This is a genomic window from Sphaerisporangium sp. NPDC088356 (assembly GCF_040685555.1).
Classification (GTDB): Bacteria; Actinomycetota; Actinomycetes; order Streptosporangiales; family Streptosporangiaceae; genus Sphaerisporangium.
This window is the reverse complement of record NZ_JBFBIK010000045.1, coordinates 25,418-41,323: the sequence shown is the minus strand read 5'-3', so window position 1 is coordinate 41,323 and position 15,906 is coordinate 25,418. Positions and strand designations below refer to the sequence as shown.

Here is a 15,906-nt window from a genome sequence, read left to right as displayed (position 1 = left end):
GACCGCGCTGCTTCCACTGGCCTCAGCGCCGCGCAAGCTCCATGACCGATATCTCTCCCGTCGGCCTGCACCGCGTGCTGGAGCCGCGAGGCGTGCTGCCCCAGGCCGCTCTGCGCCTCGACGCATCGCCCGACCCGCAGCCCGGCGAGGTACGCGTCCGCGTCGAACGGTTGAACCTCGACGCCGCCTCCTACCGGCAGCTCTCCTCCAAGCACGGCGGTGACGGCGACGCCATCAGGGCCGAGGTCTTGAAGATCATCGGTGACCGGGGCAAGATGCACAACCCGGTGACCGGGTCCGGGGGCATGCTGGTCGGCGTCGTGGACGAGGTCACCCCCGAGTCCCCGCTCGGCCTGAAGCCGGGCGACCGGGTCGCCACCCTGGTCTCCCTCACGCTCACCCCGCTCGTGGTCACCGGCGGGCTGGCGGGCTGGGACGGCCTGTCCGAGCAGGTCCCCGCCTCGGGCCACGCGATCCTGTTCGCCCGCTCGATCGCCGCCGTGCTCCCCGGCGACCTGCCGATCCCGCTCGCGCTGGCGGTCATGGACGTGTGCGGGGCCCCGGCCCTCACCGAGCGCGTGGTCCGCCAGTACGCCTCACGCTTCGTCCTGCGAACCGGCAACGGGCATGGCTCCCGGAGGGGGGCCGAAAGCGGTCTCGGCCCGGTGGTCGCCGTCATCGGCGCGGCCGGGAAGAGCGGCTCGCTCTCCCTCGCCGCGGCCCGCGGGGCCGGAGCGGCCCGCCTGATCGGGATCGTTCCCCACGCGGCCGAGGCCGCCCTGCTGGAGGAATCCGGGCTGGCCGACGTGGTCGTGATCGCCGACGCCCGCGACCCCGTCGCGCTCTCCGAGGCCGTACGAGGGGCCGGGGGACCGGCGGACGTGACGGTCGTCTGCGTGGACGTGCCGGGGTGCGAGGGCGGGGCGATCCTCGCCACCCGCGACGCCGGCACGGTGATCTTCTTCTCCATGGCCACGTCCTTCAGCGCCGCCGCCCTCGGAGCGGAAGGGCTGGCGGCCGACGTGACCATGCTGGTGGGCAACGGCTACGTCCCCGGCCACGCCGCCCTGGCCCTTGACCTCCTGCGTGCCGAACCCGGCGTCAGGCGGCTGTTCGAACGCCGGCTGGAGGAAGCGTGAAGCTCGGACTCGACCCTGCCGTCATCGCGAAGGCCAGGACGCTGGCGGCCCGCGCAGCCGAGCCCGTCATCGAGCTGGCGCGCACCCACACCACGGTCTCGGTCGAGCGGGCGGTGCTCCGCCTGGCCGGGGTCACCGGCGCCGACGCCGACGGCACTCCCTGGGTGAACCGGATCACCGACGCCGTGCGCGAGCAGGCCGGGCTGGACCACGGCGTCGCCCTCCCGGTCTTCCACGCGCTGAACGAGCACGGCCTCTCGCTCGACGATCCGCTGTCCCTGCTCGCCGCCAGGTTCACCGTTCCGAATGGAGGGCAAGCCGTACGGGCGCGCACGCGGGCACGGGCGGCGGTCGCGCGCGGGATCGCCACGATCGACCACAACCGGGCGGAGCGGCAGCGGCTCCTCGGCAAGCACGGTGATCCGGAGATGCCCTGGATCTACCTGATCGTCGCGACCGGCGACATCTACGAGGACATCCCGCAGGCCCAGGCGGCGGCGCGCGAGGGCGCCGACGTCATCGCGGTGATCAGGTCCACCGGCCAGTCGCTGCTGGACTACGTGCCCGAGGGCGCGACCAGGCAGGGGTACGCCGGGACGTACGCCACCCAGGAGAACTTCCGCCTGATGCGCGCCGCGCTGGACGACGTGTCGGGCGAGCTGGGCCGGTATGTGCGGCTGACGAACTACGCGAGCGGCCTGTGCATGCCGGAGATCGCCACGCTGGCGGGGCTCGAACGGCTCGACATGATGCTCAACGACTGCATGTACGGCATCATCTTCCGCGACATCAATCCGATCCGTACGTTCGTGGACCAGCGGTTCTCCCGTCAGGTCCACGCCCGCGCCGGCATCGTCATCAACACGGGCGAGGACAACTACCTCACCACGGCCGACGCGGTGGACGCGGCGCACACGGTCATCGCGTCGCAGCTCCTCAACGAGCGGTTCGGGCACGAGGCGGGGCTGGCGGACTGGCAGCTCGGTCTGGGGCATGCTTTCGAGATAAATCCCGAAATTCCGGATTCGTTCAGGATGGAGCTGGCGCACGCGCAGCTCGTCCGGGAGCTGTTCCCCGACGCGCCGCTGAAGTACATGCCGCCCACCAAGCACATGACCGGCAACATCTTCGCCGGCTACCTGCTGGACGCCTTCTTCAACCTCGCCGGGGTCCTGACCGGGCAGTCCATCCTGCTCATCGGCATGATGACCGAGGGCATCCACACGCCGTGGCTGTCGGACCGCGACCTGGCCCTTGCGAACGTCCGGTACGTGCGCCGGGCCGTCGGCGCCCTGCACGAGGACTTCGTGCCGGCTCCGGGCGGCTTCACGGTCGAACGGGCCCGCCAGGTCCTCTCCGAGACCGTCGACCTCCTCGACCGCGTCTGCGACAGCTCCCTCCTCACCGCCATAGCCGAAGGCACCTTCGGCGTGACCCGCCGCCCCCCAGACCGAGGCAAAGGCCTCGACGGCGTCATACGGCACGCCGACGCCTACTACAACCCGGCCACCCAGATCCTCGAGGAGGACGCGTGACGACGGAGCTGGACACGATCAAGCAGATCATCCGGCCCTATGGCGACACCACGGGTGACGGGATGGTGCAGGTGTCCTTCACGCTGCCCGTGCCGCATGGTCCTCGTGCCGAGGCGGCGGCGTCGCAGCTAGCAAGGGGGATGGGACTGGACCCCGCCAGCGTCGTACACGCCAAGGCGATGGGCCCTGATTTCACCTTCTTCATCGTCTACGGGCGTGTCGGCCACCTCATCGACTACGCGGGCATCGATGTCCCCGAAGGCCGTGAATACCCCCTGCTGACGCCGAGCCAGGTCAACCTCGCCATCAAGACCGTCCTCCAGCGCAGGCTCGTGGTCGTCGGCGCCTGCATCGGCACGGACGCCCACACGGTGGGCATCGACGCCATCCTGAACGTCAAGGGCTTCGCCGGTGAGAAGGGTCTTGAGTACTACCGGGAGATCGAGGTGCACAACCTCGGAGCACAAGTAGAGGTCGACGCGCTCGTCACCCACGCCAAGGCGGTCAACGCGGACGCCGTGCTCGTCTCCCAGGTCGTGACCCAGAAGGGCGCCCACGTCCACAACACCAAGCAGATGGCCGGAGCGTTCACCGACGCGTACCCGACGGCCGTCGGCGGGGGACTGGGACGTCCGCTCCTCGTGGTCGGCGGCCCGCGCTTCGACACCGTGAGCCCCTCCGACCTCGGCGTCGACCGCATCTTCGGCAGGGGCACCACCCCCGCCGAGGTGGCGAGCTTCATCGTCCACGCCCTGATCCCCGAATGGCAGCCCGATGAGTGACCTTGCCGCATCCTCGAACAGCCGGCAGACCGGCGACCTCGTCGGGTCCCCCCACGGCGGGCAGACGCGAGAGTTTGTCGGGCTGACCGTCGTCCACCGCCGATACGTCCCCTACTCGCACGCCCACTACGGCGGCAACCTGGTCGACGGGGCGTACGCGCTCGGCCTGTTCGGCGACGTGGCCACCGAGATGTGCATCCGTACCGACGGCGACGAGGGTCTGTTCGCCTCGTACGCGGATGTGCGGTTCCTCGCGCCGATCCGCGCCGGGGACGTCATCGAGGTGTCGGCCACGGTGACGCGCGTCGGCAACCGTAGCCGGACCCTCGCCTTCGAGGCCCGGGTGGTGTGCCGGGCCACGCCGTCCGTCTCACCCTCGGCCGCCGAGGTCCTCGCCGAACCGATCACGGCGGTCACCGCCTCGGGCACCGTCGTGGTCCCGCACCACTGAGCGTCTCTTTCAGCCGGCGTGCTGGGCCGTGCAGGGGCGCCCGTCACAGACGTCGGCCACCACGCCGTACTTCAGGAAGTACGCCTTCTGCCGCCGTGCCGTCGCGTCGGCACGTGGATCCTCGTGGGAGTCGGTGCCGTACTGCTCCCCGAGCGGGGGCGTGTTGGTCACCGGGGGAGCGGGCGTGCCGCTGTCCCAGACCACCATCGCCGAACCGGAGTACGGCCGGCGCGGCAGCGCCGGGATGCCCCAGTAAGCGACCACGTCGGGGTTGCGGCCAGCCGCGATCGCGGGCTGATGGACGCGGGCGCCGATCGTCCGCGCCTCGACCTCGGCGGCGACGGTCGACACCTGGTGGTCACCGAACGCCACCTGCATCAGGACGCGGTGGCGCGGCGAGCCGGGCAGCGGGTCGTGACCCAGGTGCTGGGCGTACCCGTTGGTCTCTGCCCGGTCCCACAGGATCTGGATCAGCGCGAAGCACAGCTGCTGGTCCAGCTTGTCGGGGTAGTACCCGTTCATGACCTGCTGGAAGGGCTGGAAGTCGACGCTCCGGTTGAGCAGCGTGCTGTAGTTCATCCCGGGGACCCCGAGCACGCCGTTGCGCACGTCGGGTGAGACGGCGACGAGCGCGCCGCCCGCGATGGAACCCTGGCTGTTCCCGTCGTAGGCCAGGTCGGTGCGCCAGTCGATCAGCGAGCGCCCCTTGACGTCCTGGAACGCCTTGTCGCTCGCCAGCCCATCCCTGGTGATCATCGTGCGGCCGAGGAACACGAAGTTGAGGAAGCTCTGCTGGAGCCGGTCGGTCACGCTGTCGAAGCGGGAGAAGTCGGCGAACACCCCGCCCACGTTCGGGATGTCCTCGTCGGCCATGCCGATCCACTTGGTGGCACAGAACAGGAAACCGTGCTCGCCCGCCATGGCCCTGACGTTGGAGGCCCGGACTTCGGTGATCCTGCCGAGCAGTCCGTGACCGTACAGGGACGGGCGCGCGGGCTTGGTGAACGCGGAACGCGGGATCTCGCACTGGAACTGGGCGCGCACGTCGTCGCCGAGCTGCTGCGGCCTGCCGTACGCGTCGCGGTTCAGCACCGCACCGGGCGGGGCACCCGCCTGGTCGAGGTAGTTGGGCACCAGGAACTCGCCCTTGACTTCACGCGCGATGTTCGCGTCCTGCTCGGGGGTGAAATCGGTGACCGTCGTGACCGTGAACTTCGGCGACCCGCCGCGCAACCGGCCGAGTGCCTGGTCCCGCATCCGCAGCACGGGCCCGGCGAGACCCTGCTCGCTCGCGATGGTGAAGTCCCAGGCCAGGTAGAGGTTCTTGCTGTTCACCCCCGTGCGGGAGAGGTCCTGGAGCGTACGGCGGAGCGCGGTCTGCCGTACGGCCAGCGGGTCCCCGCCGGGAACCGCGGCTCCGGCGAGGCGGGTGAACGTCTCAGGCGCGGCGACCAGGGATCCGGAGGCATCCTTGAGGTTCCGGAGCGCGACGGCGTAGCGATGGCCTTCCAGGAAGTTCCTGGCCGGACGGATGATCAGGGCCTGCCGCGCGGGGTCGGTGGCGTTGGCGTCGAGCTCAGCCCAGTACGGCCAGCGCTCCCCGGTCCGGGTGTCCACGATGACGATCGGGGCGTCCCGCTTCAGCGAGCTCCCGACGTCGGTCACCGGAGCCGCGCCGGTCGCGGCGGGGTCGACGCCCGGAACGTGGGCGAGCAGCATGGAGCCGGGTGAGAATCCGTCGGAAAGGTTCCACGCCGCCGGGTCGACGGCCTTGCCCGCGGCGTTCTTGGGCGTCATCGCGCTGGTCAGGTTGAGCCTGAGCCCGGTGGGCGTGCGGGCGCTCGTCGTGAACCAGTTGTTCGGGAAAGGCAGCAGGCAGTCGGTTCCGGCGATCGGGTCGCATCCGGGGGCGGGCGGGGACCCGGTCGGGGCAGATGTGGCCGAGGCCGGTGTGGCCGGCGCGGAGGCGGCGAGTGCGGGCGCGGGCGAGCCCGCGATCATCGAGGCGGCCAGGGTCACGATCGAGAACGGTCGATGCCAGCGCACATGCCCTCCAAGTCCGTATTTCTCCGTTGAAGGTGGCATCCGCGTGGAGGTTTTTAGGGGGAAATGACCAAATTGCAATGAACCATGCGGAAGGTGTCGGCGTGACGTGCCCAACTGCGACCACGGAAGCGGAGAACCCGCGGGCGGGAATGGGGCCCCTGTGAACAGCTCATTCCCGCCCGCGGGGTGTTCGCCGTGCGTCAGTCGGTGAGGGAGTTCTTGACGATCTCGCCGATCTGCTCGACGGTGGTGAACTCTCCGGCGGAGACCCTGTTCTTGGTCAGGGCGAAGGCCACTCCCGTGGCGGTGTCGGCGTACGCGGCCGTGCCGCCGCTGCCCGCCATCCCGAACACCGTCGGGGCCGGGGACGCGTTCAGCGAGGGGAAGCCGATGTTGTACCCCAGCGCCTTCGTGCCCGGGAACCCGGCGACCTCGTCCAACCCGGTCATCGCCACCGAGGTGATCTCGCGCAGCCGTTCCGGCGAGACCAGCCGGACCCCGTCGACCTCGCCGAGCAGCGCGGCGTACATGCGCGCCACGGCGCGGGCGGACATGGTGCCCCCGGCGGGGATGTCGGACATCAGCACGTCGGCACGGTTGCCGTAGGCCGCGTCGGGGAGTGCCGCCATCGGCGCCGCCGTGTAACCGTGCACGACCTTGAAGAAGGGGATGCCTTCGAGCATGTCCGCGGTCATCTCGAAGTCGCTCGCCGGCTCGTCCAGCCGGGCCAGCCTGCCGAGCTCGGACTCCGGTACGCCGAAGAACAGCTCGTCGGCGACCCCCAGCGGACCGGCGACCTCCTCCCGCAGGACCTGCGAGATCGGCAGCCCGGTCGCGCGGCGGACGATCTCACCGATGATGTAGCCGAACGACTGGGCGTGGTACCCCGTCTTGGTGCCCGGCTCCCACCACGGCTCGGCGTCGGCGATCGCCGCGCACATCTTCTCCCAGTCGCACAGGTCCTCCGGGGTGGTGTCGACCGGCAGGCCGGGCACGCCGGTCGAGTGGGTCAGCGCGTGCCGTACGGTCGCGGCCTGCTTGCCGTGGGCGCCGAACTCCGGCCACAGATCCACGATCGGGGTGTCGTACCCGAGGACGCCGCGCTCGGCGAGCACGTGCACCACGGTCGAGGTCACGCCCTTGCCGGTCGAGGTGGAGAAGACCGGGGTGCTGGAGGTGATAGGGCGCCCGGTCTCCGCGTCGGCGGCACCGGCGACGGCGTCCACCACGAGCCGGCCCTCGCGGTACACGGCGACCTGCACGCCCGTCTCGGCGCCGGACTCGACCAGCTGGTCGATAGCGATCTGAACCTGCTTCTGGACATCGCTCATGGTCGTTTCCTTTTCATCGGTTGCGGCACATCTGGTTGTTGAGACGGTGGGAGGGCCAGGAAGGAATCGCGGCGGGTTCTCAGCCTTCGAAGCCGTCAGCGTTCGAAGCCGTCAGCTTTCGGTTTCGTCAGCTTTCGGAGGTGGCGCCGCGCCGTGAGACGGCGATCAGCACAGCGGGCTCCGTCACCGGGTTGTACAAGACGTGGACGGGAAGCCCGTGCAGCCACAGGACCTCGCCGTGCTCGAAGACATGGCGGTGGCCGTTGGAGCAGAGGAGCTCGATACGCCCGCGCTCGACCGCGACGATCGCGTCCCGCCATTCGGCCTCGTCGTAGACCCGCGCGCGGCCGGGGGAGACCACGACCGTACGGAGGGCGAAGGCAGGCGGGAGCCGCCTGCCGAGGAAGGACGGCAGGCGGGGGGCGTCGTCCATCACAGAGCCGGCGGCAGGCCGAACAGCGGGAAGTACTGGTCGCCGAACGTCGTGATCTCGGCGATCAGGCCGTCCTCCACCCGCAGGACGCCGAGCCATGACGGCCGGTACGCGCTGTCGCCCGCCTTGCGGAGGTACGCCGCGGCTACCGGCTGCCGGTTCGCCCACGTGGGCAGGACACGCCAGTCGCCCCACGCCTCTGGGCCTACCATGGCGGGCGTCCACGCCTCCACGATGGCCTTGCCGCCCCTGATCCAGATCGGCTGCGGCGGCATCGTCTGCCACGCGTCGTCGCGCAGCACCCCGGCCAGGATGGCGGGGTCGGCCTGCTCCACGGCGTCGATGTAGCGCTGCAGCACCGCGCGCTCTTCGCGCGTCGGATCCTTGGACGGCGTCCACTCCGACCGCCGCGGGGGCAGATGCTCCTTCAGCGCCGGCCTTGCCCGCTGCAGCGCGCTCTTCACCGCGGTGATGCTGGTGTCCAGGAGTTCGGCGGTCTCCTTGGCCGGCCAGCCGAGCACGTCGCGGAGGATCAGCACCGCCCGTTGCCGGGCCGGCAGGTGCTGGATCGCGGCGAGGAACGCCAGCTCGATCGTCTCCTTGGCGACGACGGTGGATTCCGGCTCGGCGTCCCTGCCCGCCACCGTCTCCAGCAGCCGGTCGGGGTACGGCTGGAGCCACATGATCTCGGTGGGGGGCGGGGCCGGCGCGCCGGGATCCGCCAGGACCGGTTCCTGCCGGGCCCGTGGCACTCGCGGGTTGCGGTCGAGGAAGTCCAGGCACGCGTTCGTCGCGATCCGGTACAGCCACGCCCGGAACGTGGAACGGCCCTCGAAGGTCTCCCGCCCGCGCCACGCGCGCAGGAATGTCTCCTGGACCAGGTCCTCGGAGTCCTCGAACGAGCCGAGCACCCGGTAACAGTGGATCTGCAGCTCCCGCCGGTAACCATCGGCGAGCACCCCGAACGCCGCCTCGTCACCGGCTCGCGCCGCGGCGACGACCTCGGTCTCCTCGATCCGGTCCCGCCCGGATCCGACCTTCTCCACGATTCACCCCTCCGCCCTCATTGGGCGCCCCGCCGGACGCACCTGACGGACGTATGACGATGGGCGGCAGGAAAAGGAATCGGTCGTACGAACTGCTCTGAGCGATCTCATTTTTTCCTCCTCACCGGCCGAAGCGGCGGCGGGCGGCACGGGTGAGCGCCTCCTCGGCCTCGGCTCCGAGCCGGCGCACCAGCTCGCCGGCGGGCATCTGCTCCGTGAACCGGAATCCCTGACCCGCCCACAGGTTGATCGCGCCGGCGTCACCCGCCTTCCTGGCCGCCGCCCGCAGCGGGGCGGTCAGGTGGTGGACGTGCGGGTAGGCCAGGGGAGCCTCGTCGGTGTGCTCTTCGAGGAAGCGGTTGACCAGCCCCCTGGCCCGCCGGCCGGTGAACGCGCGGGTGACCGCCGTACGGTCGTACGAGCTCAGCGCCTCGCGGTGCGCGACGCTCGTACCGGCCTCGGGCGTGCGCAAGAACGCGGTGCCGAGCTGCGCGGCGACGGCCCCGGCCGCCAGCACCCCCGCGATCCCCGCCCCGTCGATGACGCCACCTGCCGCCACCACGGGCAGCGGTGTGAGTCGCAGTGCCAGCCGGAGCAGGACCAGCAGCCCGAAATCGCCCGCGTCGTCGGTGAACCCGCCTCGATGCCCGCCCGCCTCGATGCCCTGGGCCACCAGAGCGTCCACTTCGGCCTCGTGCGCGGCCACCGCCTCGTCAGGGGTGGTGACCGTCACCATGACGTACGCCCCGGCCCGGCGCATCTCCTCGATGACCTCCCGCGAGGGGAGCCCGAAGGTGAACGACACCACCGGAACCCGCTCCTCGGCCACGACGGCCAGCCTGCCCCGCCACCCGCCGTCGTCATCCGCCGGCACGCCCAGCGCCACGCCGTACCGCTCCGCCTCCCCGCGCAGCCGCGCCGCGTACGCGTCCACGGCGGCCTGGTCGACCTGCTCGGAGGACGGCACGAACAGGTTCACCCCGAACGGCGCGTCGGTCCGCGCCCGTACGGTCCGGATACCGGCGCGCAGATCCTCGGCCGAGTCGTAACCGGCGGCCAGGAACCCGAGCCCACCCGCGGCCGACACCCCCGCGGCCAGCTCCGGAGTCGACGGGCCACCCGCCATCGGCGCCTGGACGATGGGGTAGGGCAACGCCGCGAGTTCCATTTCCTCACCCTAGGGGAACCCGAAGAAGCCCTTGCGATTCACGGTCATGGCCGGGACGTAGGCCTTGTCGAAGGGGGCGGATGGGGCGTCAGCCTTCTGATCGCTGCATGCGGCGCATGCGGTTCACCTCGGCCGTCTGCGAGACCGACACGTCCTGCGCCAGCTCTTGGACCATGACGTGGGAGCCCTTCTCCAGCTCGTCGGCGGCCATGGTGATGGCGCCCAGGTGATGGGCGATCATCAGCTGGAGGTAGAGGCGGTCGAAGCCCGCACCGCCGGCCGCCCGCAGGGCCGCCATCTGCTCCGGAGTCGCCATGCCCGGCATGGCGTGATGCTCGGCATGGTGCTCGGGAACGCGCTGCCCCTGCTGGCGGAGCCACCGGATCATCGCGTTGATCTCGGGCCCCTGCGTGCCGGCGATGCGTGACGCCATGCGCTTCACGTCGTCGGAGGCCGCACGGGTCGAGGCGCCCGCGCTCATGTCGAGCGCCTGACGGTGGTGAACGATCATATCCTGCATGAAGACCACGTCCGCCGCGTTGGCCGTGGGGGAGGGCACCGCGGTGACCGCCTCGGTGGGGCTGAGCGTCTTCGCCGCCTCGCCCGGCCTGCCTGGGGCGATGACGGGAGCGGTTGACTGGGCCGACGGGGCGGCGGGCTCGCTCGCGCAACCTGCCAGGGCGAGCGCGGCCGTACCGATGACGATGAGGAGCGCGGCGCGCACCCGACCTCCCTGAGGATCACTTGCCGTGCGCGTGCACCCTAACTCAGTCGCGATATGTCGGTAAAGGGATCATGTCGGAAGGTTTTGCTGACAACCTGCACTATGGCTAACTCATCCTGTCTGGGAGAAAATCTGCCCGTATATGTTCTCCTGTGGCATTAAGTACCAAGGAGGGTCCTGAGTGTCGTCCACCCCCCGCAGAGGCGGCCTGACCGGCCGGTTCCTCGTCCTGGTGGGTATGGCCGCGGCGATGGTGCTGTCGGCGATACCCGCCCAGGCAGCGGACATCCCGGGCACCGACCAGATCGTGATGAGCCCGAACGTCCAGCATGTGACGAACGTGCCCAAGCCCGCGAGCATCGCGGCCACCATCAACACCGACATCGCCTTCCAGGGCAACTATGCCTATGTCGGTAACTATGGCGGCTTCTCCATCTATGACATCAAAAACCCGAAGAAGACCTCCGTCGTGAGCTCGGTGGTCTGTCCCGGTTCGCAGATGGACCTGTCCGTCTACGGTGACCTGTTGTTCGCCTCCGTCGACTCCTCCAGGAACAACGACTCCTGCAGCAGCACGACGCAGTCCGCGTCGGTGAAGGAGTCCTGGGAAGGCATCCGCATCTTCGACGTGAGCGACAAGGCGAACCCCAAGTACATCAAGTCGGTCGAGACCAACTGTGGTTCCCATACCCACACCCTGGTCCCGGACAAGAAACGCGGCAACGTCTACCTGTACGTCTCCTCGTACAACCCGGCGGCGAACTTCCCCGACTGCCTGCCCCCGCACGACAAGATCTCGATCGTCAAGGTGCCGCTCCGCAACCCGACTTCGGCCTCGGTGGTCGCCACTCCCGTCGTGTTCCCCGACGGCGGCAACGAGAGCCAGCCGGGCCTCCTGGCCCCGACCAGCGGCTGCCACGACATCACCGCGTACGTGGAGAAGGGCGTCGCGGCCGGCGCCTGCATGGGTGACGGCGTGCTGTTCGACATCAGGAACCCGGAGAGCCCCAAGGTGACGGCCAGGGTCACCGACCCGAACTTCGCCTTCTGGCACTCGGCCACGTTCAACAACGCCGGCACGAAGGTCGTCTTCACCGACGAACTGGGCGGCGGCGGCGCGGCCACCTGCAACGAGGCCACCGGCCCGAACCGGGGCGCCGACGCGATCTACGACATCGTGAACGGCCAGCTCGTGTTCAAGAACTACTACAAGATCCCCCGCTACCAGGCGGACTCCGAGAACTGTGTCGCCCACAACGGCTCGCTCATCCCGGTGAAGGGCCGCGACATCATGGTGCAGGCCTGGTACCAGGGTGGCGCGTCGATCTGGGACTTCACCGACTCCGCCCACCCGGCGGAGATCGGCTACTTCGAGCGCGGTCCGGCCGCTGAGGGCTCCGGCGGCTTCTGGTCCGCGTACTACTACAACGGCTACATCTACGCGAGCGACTTCAACAGGGGCTTCGACGTCATCAAGATCAACGACAGGCGTACCGACTCGGCCGGCAAGGTCCGCGTCGACCGTCTGAACACGCAGACCCAGGGCTCGTACCGCGACCGCGGCCACGGCGACTGGATCTGGAGCGACGAGGAGTGACAGCGGCCTGACCGGGGGGCGCGTCCTCCCGCTCGCTGCCTGATCGACGGCCGGGGCGGCCCTCTCGCCGCCCCGGCCGTCTTCGCTTTCTCGGACTCTCGCCCCGGATGCGTGGGGTTCCGCCTGCCGGGTAGCGTCGCCAGACGGTGTTTCCGCCGCGTAAACGTTGCCGGGGGCCGTTGCGCGAGGACGGCTACCTCCCGGTAAGGTTTCATGGAGCCGGTGTTACCGTTGGTAACGCCACGCTGGCGTGGGACTTTTTCAGGCTCCGGACCCTTTGAGGAGTGATCGAGATGGCGGAGAACTCTGGCGGCTTCTGTCCGGAGATCGGCGACGACGTCCGCGAGGTACGCGACTGGGTGCACGAGTTCGCCGCGACGGTGATCCGCCCGGCCGGCGCCGAATGGGACGAGCGCGAGGAGACCCCGTGGCCGGTCATCCAGGAGGCCGCCAAGATCGGGCTGTACTCACTGGACTTCTTCGCCCAGCAGTGGTTCGAGGACAGCGGCCTCGGCATCCCGGTGGCGTTCGAGGAGATCTTCTGGGGTGACGCCGGCATCGGCCTGTCCATCGTGGGCACCGGCCTGGCCGCCGCCGCGCTGTCGTCCAACGGCACGCCCGAGCAGATGGGCGAGTGGCTCCCGCAGATGTTCGGAAGCGTCGACGACGTCAAGCTCGGCGCCTTCTGCGCCTCGGAGCCCGACGCGGGCTCCGACATCGGCTCCATCCGCACCAGGGCCGAGTACGACGCGGTGAAGGACGAGTGGGTGCTCAACGGCGTCAAGACGTGGGCCACCAACGGAGGCATCGCCAACGTGCACGTCGTGGTCGCGTCGGTCGACCCCGCGCTGCGTTCACGGGGGCAGGCGTCGTTCGTCGTCCCGCCGGGCACGCCGGGGCTCTCGCAGGGGCAGAAGTTCAAGAAGCACGGCATCCGCGCCTCCCACACCGCCGAGGTCGTCCTCGACAACGTCAGGGTGCCGGGCCACTGCCTGCTCGGCGGCAAGGAGAAGCTGGACGCCCGCCTCGCCCGCGTTCGCGAGGGCGGCAAGAGCGGCGAGCAGGCCGCCATGCGCACGTTCGAGACCACGCGGCCGACCGTCGCCGCCATGGCCGTCGGTATCGCCCGCGCGGCCTACGAGTACGCCCGCGACTACGCCCGCGAGCGGGAACAGTTCGGCCGCAAGATCGGCGAGAACCAGGCCGTCGCGTTCCTGCTGGCGGACATGGCCACCAGGGTCGACATCGCCCGGCTGATGACCTGGCGGGCGGCCTGGATGGCCCGCAAGGGCCGGGCGTTCCACCAGGCCGAAGGCTCGATGTCGAAGCTGGTGGCGGGGGAGACGGCGGTGTGGGTGACCGAGCAGGCCATCCAGATCCTCGGCGGCGCCGGCTACACCCGCGAACACCCCGTCGAACGCTTCCACCGCGACGCCAAGATCTACACCATCTTCGAGGGCACCAGCGAAATCCAGCGTCTCCTGATAAGCCGCGCCGTCACTGGCCTGCCCGTACAGTGACGTTTCCACACGTCAGCTCCCTAGCGCAGTGATCGTACGGCGGCACTCAACGGACCAGTCATATCGGGGCACCGTTGAACCGCGGCGGCCAGTGCCGAGCCGGGGCCACGTCATCGATGACCACCATCCCCCCAGACCTGAGCAGCGGGTGCGGATCGGCCGGTTGCCCACCGCCGGTCCTCACCGGCGGAGACGTTGACGGCGAGCGAGGCCGGCGTGGATGATCCCGCCGAGGCGCTGGTGCCGGGCGCGTGCCCGGCGCAGCTCTCGCCGCTGCGATCGTGCTCGGCGAGGTTTTGCGGGTCTTTGACCACGGTGTGGTGCCCGGGCTCTTCGGCAAGTCGTGTCGCCGCCTTTCGCCGGCAGAGCCACAAGGACGACGACCGTATCGATTGTCGTGGACGGGAGGCCGCTTGATATGACGTAAGGGGAGGGGTGGTCGCAACATGTCACACCTCGGCGACACGGCCGCGCGCCCTCTTCGGGTCGTCCAGGCGATGGCGCGCGAGGTGCGGCGGCTGGCCGAGCGGACACCGCCTCAGCGAGAACGCCATGTCGACTTCCTGCGCGCCATCGCGATCGTGGCGGTCGTCCTCGGCCACTGGCTGGCCGTCTATGTGACCCACGACAAGGCATTTCAGGGCGGAAGCATCCTGGATGTCGTCTCGTGGACGCGTTGGCTGACGTGGCTGTTCCAGGTCATGCCGCTGTTCTTCCTGGTAGGCGGCTTCGCGAACGCCGCGTCGTTCACCTCCCATCGAAGGCGGGGCGGCAACGCCACGGGCTGGGTGCTGGGCCGGACCGCTCGGCTGCTGCGCCCGACGACGATCTTGCTAGGCGGCCTGGCGGTGGCGGCGGCGGTGGCCAGGATCTTTGGTGCCGAGCCCGCCCTGATCGGCGTGGCGGTCTGGGTGGCCTCGATCCCGCTGTGGTTTCTGGTCGCCTACATCGCCGTGGTGGTGCTGACCCCTCCGATGCATGCCCTGCACCGGCGTACGGGGCTGGCCGTGCCGGTCGTCCTGGCCGCCTTGGTCGGCGGGGGCGACCTGGCCCGTCTGGTGCTGGCTGTTCCCTATGTGGGCGAGGCGAATTTCCTGCTGGCCTGGCTGGCGGTTCATCAACTCGGCTTCGCCTGGCAGGACGGGCGCCTGCCCTCGCGTCGGAGCGTGCCTGTCGCGATGGCGGCGGCCGGGCTGATCGCCCTTGTGCTTCTAACCGTGGTCGGCCCTTATCCGGTCAGCATGGTCGAGTTGGCGGGAGGGAAGGTGCAGAACACCTCCCCGCCCACGCTGGCCCTGCTGGCTCTGGCCCTCACCCAGGTGGGAATCGCCTTGTGGGCGCGTGATCGGGCGAACCGGTGGCTGCGAGGGCCGGGTCCGTGGACCGTCGTCGTCGCGGTCAACTCGGTGATCATGACGCTCTTCCTGTGGCACATGGCCGCTGTGGTGATCGGCGTCGGGGCGTTCTACGGCCCGAACGTGATGCCCGCCGCCGCGCCGGGGTCGGCCTTGTGGTTGCTGCTGCGCATTCCCTGGCTCGTCTTCCTGGCGCTGATCCTGGCGCTACTTGTCGTGGTGTTCGGGCCTTTCGAGCAACGTAGGGGGCCCCGGGCCGATCCTGTGGGCGCGGTGCGGGGCAAGGCAGCCGCCGCGTTGACGATCGCCGGGGTCGGCGCCGTGCTCGCCGGGCTTTTCGGCCTCACCCAGGCCGGCCCGAGGTACCACGGGCCGGTGGGCCTGCCCGTGGGGGTTCTGATCGCCTACTTCAGCGGCGTCGCGGTCCTGGGGTATGTCCGGTGGAGGCATTCGCGTCCCACGCACGAGGGCGACCGGGCCGACATCTCCTAGCGCCGCCGGGAGCACCAGGTCTGCTCGACGGCGTCGCCGCGCGGGGGCGCCAAGGGGTGTCCTGTCCGGGCGTCGGAGGCCCGGCTTGGGCCACGTAGGGGTGCACGGGCGTCTCTGCGGCGCCGTGCTCGAGGGGGAGGGCGCCCGTTCCACGATCCCGGCGACGAACTCCTGTCGTCGTCGCGGAGCGTGCCGTGAACGATTTGCCTCATCCAGGGGGTGGCTGCCGGTCCGACACATCTTTGCTGGCTGTTGCATGTCAGCTTGTTCGCGATTGCAAGCAGGGC

The 15,906-nt window shown here is 69.9% G+C and carries 13 protein-coding genes; 7 read left to right on the top strand and 6 right to left on the bottom strand.

What is annotated here, in order from left to right; all coding sequences use genetic code 11:
* Nucleotides 1-41: 41 nt before the first annotated feature.
* The 4 genes from AB0O34_RS18625 to AB0O34_RS18610 are packed head-to-tail and all read left to right on the top strand — an operon-like array spanning nt 42 to nt 3,907.
* Entirely contained in the window at nt 42-1,139 is a 1,098-nt protein-coding gene (locus AB0O34_RS18625) for an L-erythro-3,5-diaminohexanoate dehydrogenase (protein ID WP_363916763.1), read from the top strand.
* A complete protein-coding gene (locus tag AB0O34_RS18620; RefSeq protein ID WP_363916761.1) occupies nt 1,136-2,674 on the top strand; it encodes a lysine 5,6-aminomutase subunit alpha in 1,539 nt (512 codons plus the stop codon). The genes AB0O34_RS18625 and AB0O34_RS18620 overlap by 4 nt, the downstream gene beginning before the upstream one ends.
* Nucleotides 2,671-3,456, top strand: a complete 786-nt coding sequence (locus AB0O34_RS18615; RefSeq protein ID WP_363916759.1) for an OAM dimerization domain-containing protein — start codon at nt 2,671-2,673, stop codon at nt 3,454-3,456. Before AB0O34_RS18620 ends, AB0O34_RS18615 begins: the two co-directional genes overlap by 4 nt.
* Entirely contained in the window at nt 3,449-3,907 is a 459-nt protein-coding gene (locus AB0O34_RS18610; protein ID WP_363916757.1) for a hotdog domain-containing protein, read from the top strand. The genes AB0O34_RS18615 and AB0O34_RS18610 overlap by 8 nt, the downstream gene beginning before the upstream one ends.
* A 9-nt stretch (nt 3,908-3,916) precedes the next feature.
* Here AB0O34_RS18610 and AB0O34_RS18605 read toward each other — a convergent pair whose 3' ends face one another.
* The 6 genes from AB0O34_RS18605 to AB0O34_RS18580 form a co-directional block, all read right to left on the bottom strand.
* Nucleotides 3,917-5,953: a hypothetical protein gene (locus AB0O34_RS18605; RefSeq protein ID WP_363916755.1), complete on the bottom strand. Its 2,037-nt coding sequence runs from the start codon at nt 5,951-5,953 to the stop codon at nt 3,917-3,919.
* Between the two features lie 200 nt (nt 5,954-6,153).
* Complete coding sequence (locus AB0O34_RS18600; RefSeq protein WP_363916753.1) at nt 6,154-7,284, bottom strand: serine hydrolase domain-containing protein; 1,131 nt, start codon at nt 7,282-7,284, stop codon at nt 6,154-6,156.
* Nucleotides 7,285-7,411: 127 nt separating this feature from the next.
* Nucleotides 7,412-7,717, bottom strand: a complete 306-nt coding sequence (locus tag AB0O34_RS18595) for a hypothetical protein (RefSeq protein ID WP_363916751.1) — start codon at nt 7,715-7,717, stop codon at nt 7,412-7,414.
* A complete protein-coding gene (locus AB0O34_RS18590; protein WP_363916749.1) occupies nt 7,717-8,763 on the bottom strand; it encodes an RNA polymerase subunit sigma-70 in 1,047 nt (348 codons plus the stop codon). The genes AB0O34_RS18595 and AB0O34_RS18590 overlap by 1 nt, the downstream gene beginning before the upstream one ends.
* A 121-nt stretch (nt 8,764-8,884) precedes the next feature.
* Nucleotides 8,885-9,931, bottom strand: coding sequence for a nitronate monooxygenase (locus AB0O34_RS18585; RefSeq protein ID WP_363916747.1), 1,047 nt, complete (start codon nt 9,929-9,931; stop codon nt 8,885-8,887).
* Nucleotides 9,932-10,019: 88 nt separating this feature from the next.
* Nucleotides 10,020-10,655, bottom strand: coding sequence for a DUF305 domain-containing protein (locus AB0O34_RS18580; RefSeq protein ID WP_363916745.1), 636 nt, complete (start codon nt 10,653-10,655; stop codon nt 10,020-10,022).
* Between the two features lie 238 nt (nt 10,656-10,893).
* Here AB0O34_RS18580 and AB0O34_RS18575 point away from each other — a divergent pair, with 238 nt between their 5' ends.
* The 3 genes from AB0O34_RS18575 (at nt 10,894) to AB0O34_RS18565 (ending at nt 15,619) form a co-directional block, all read left to right on the top strand.
* Nucleotides 10,894-12,252, top strand: coding sequence for a hypothetical protein (locus AB0O34_RS18575; RefSeq protein WP_363916791.1), 1,359 nt, complete (start codon nt 10,894-10,896; stop codon nt 12,250-12,252).
* 293 nt (nt 12,253-12,545) lie between these two features.
* Nucleotides 12,546-13,772, top strand: coding sequence for an acyl-CoA dehydrogenase family protein (locus tag AB0O34_RS18570; protein ID WP_363916743.1), 1,227 nt, complete (start codon nt 12,546-12,548; stop codon nt 13,770-13,772).
* A 446-nt stretch (nt 13,773-14,218) separates the two neighbouring features.
* Nucleotides 14,219-15,619 carry an acyltransferase gene (locus AB0O34_RS18565; RefSeq protein WP_363916741.1) on the top strand — a complete coding sequence of 467 codons (1,401 nt, stop codon included), beginning with the start codon at nt 14,219-14,221 and terminating at the stop codon, nt 15,617-15,619.
* The last annotated feature ends 287 nt before the right edge of the window (nt 15,620-15,906 follow it).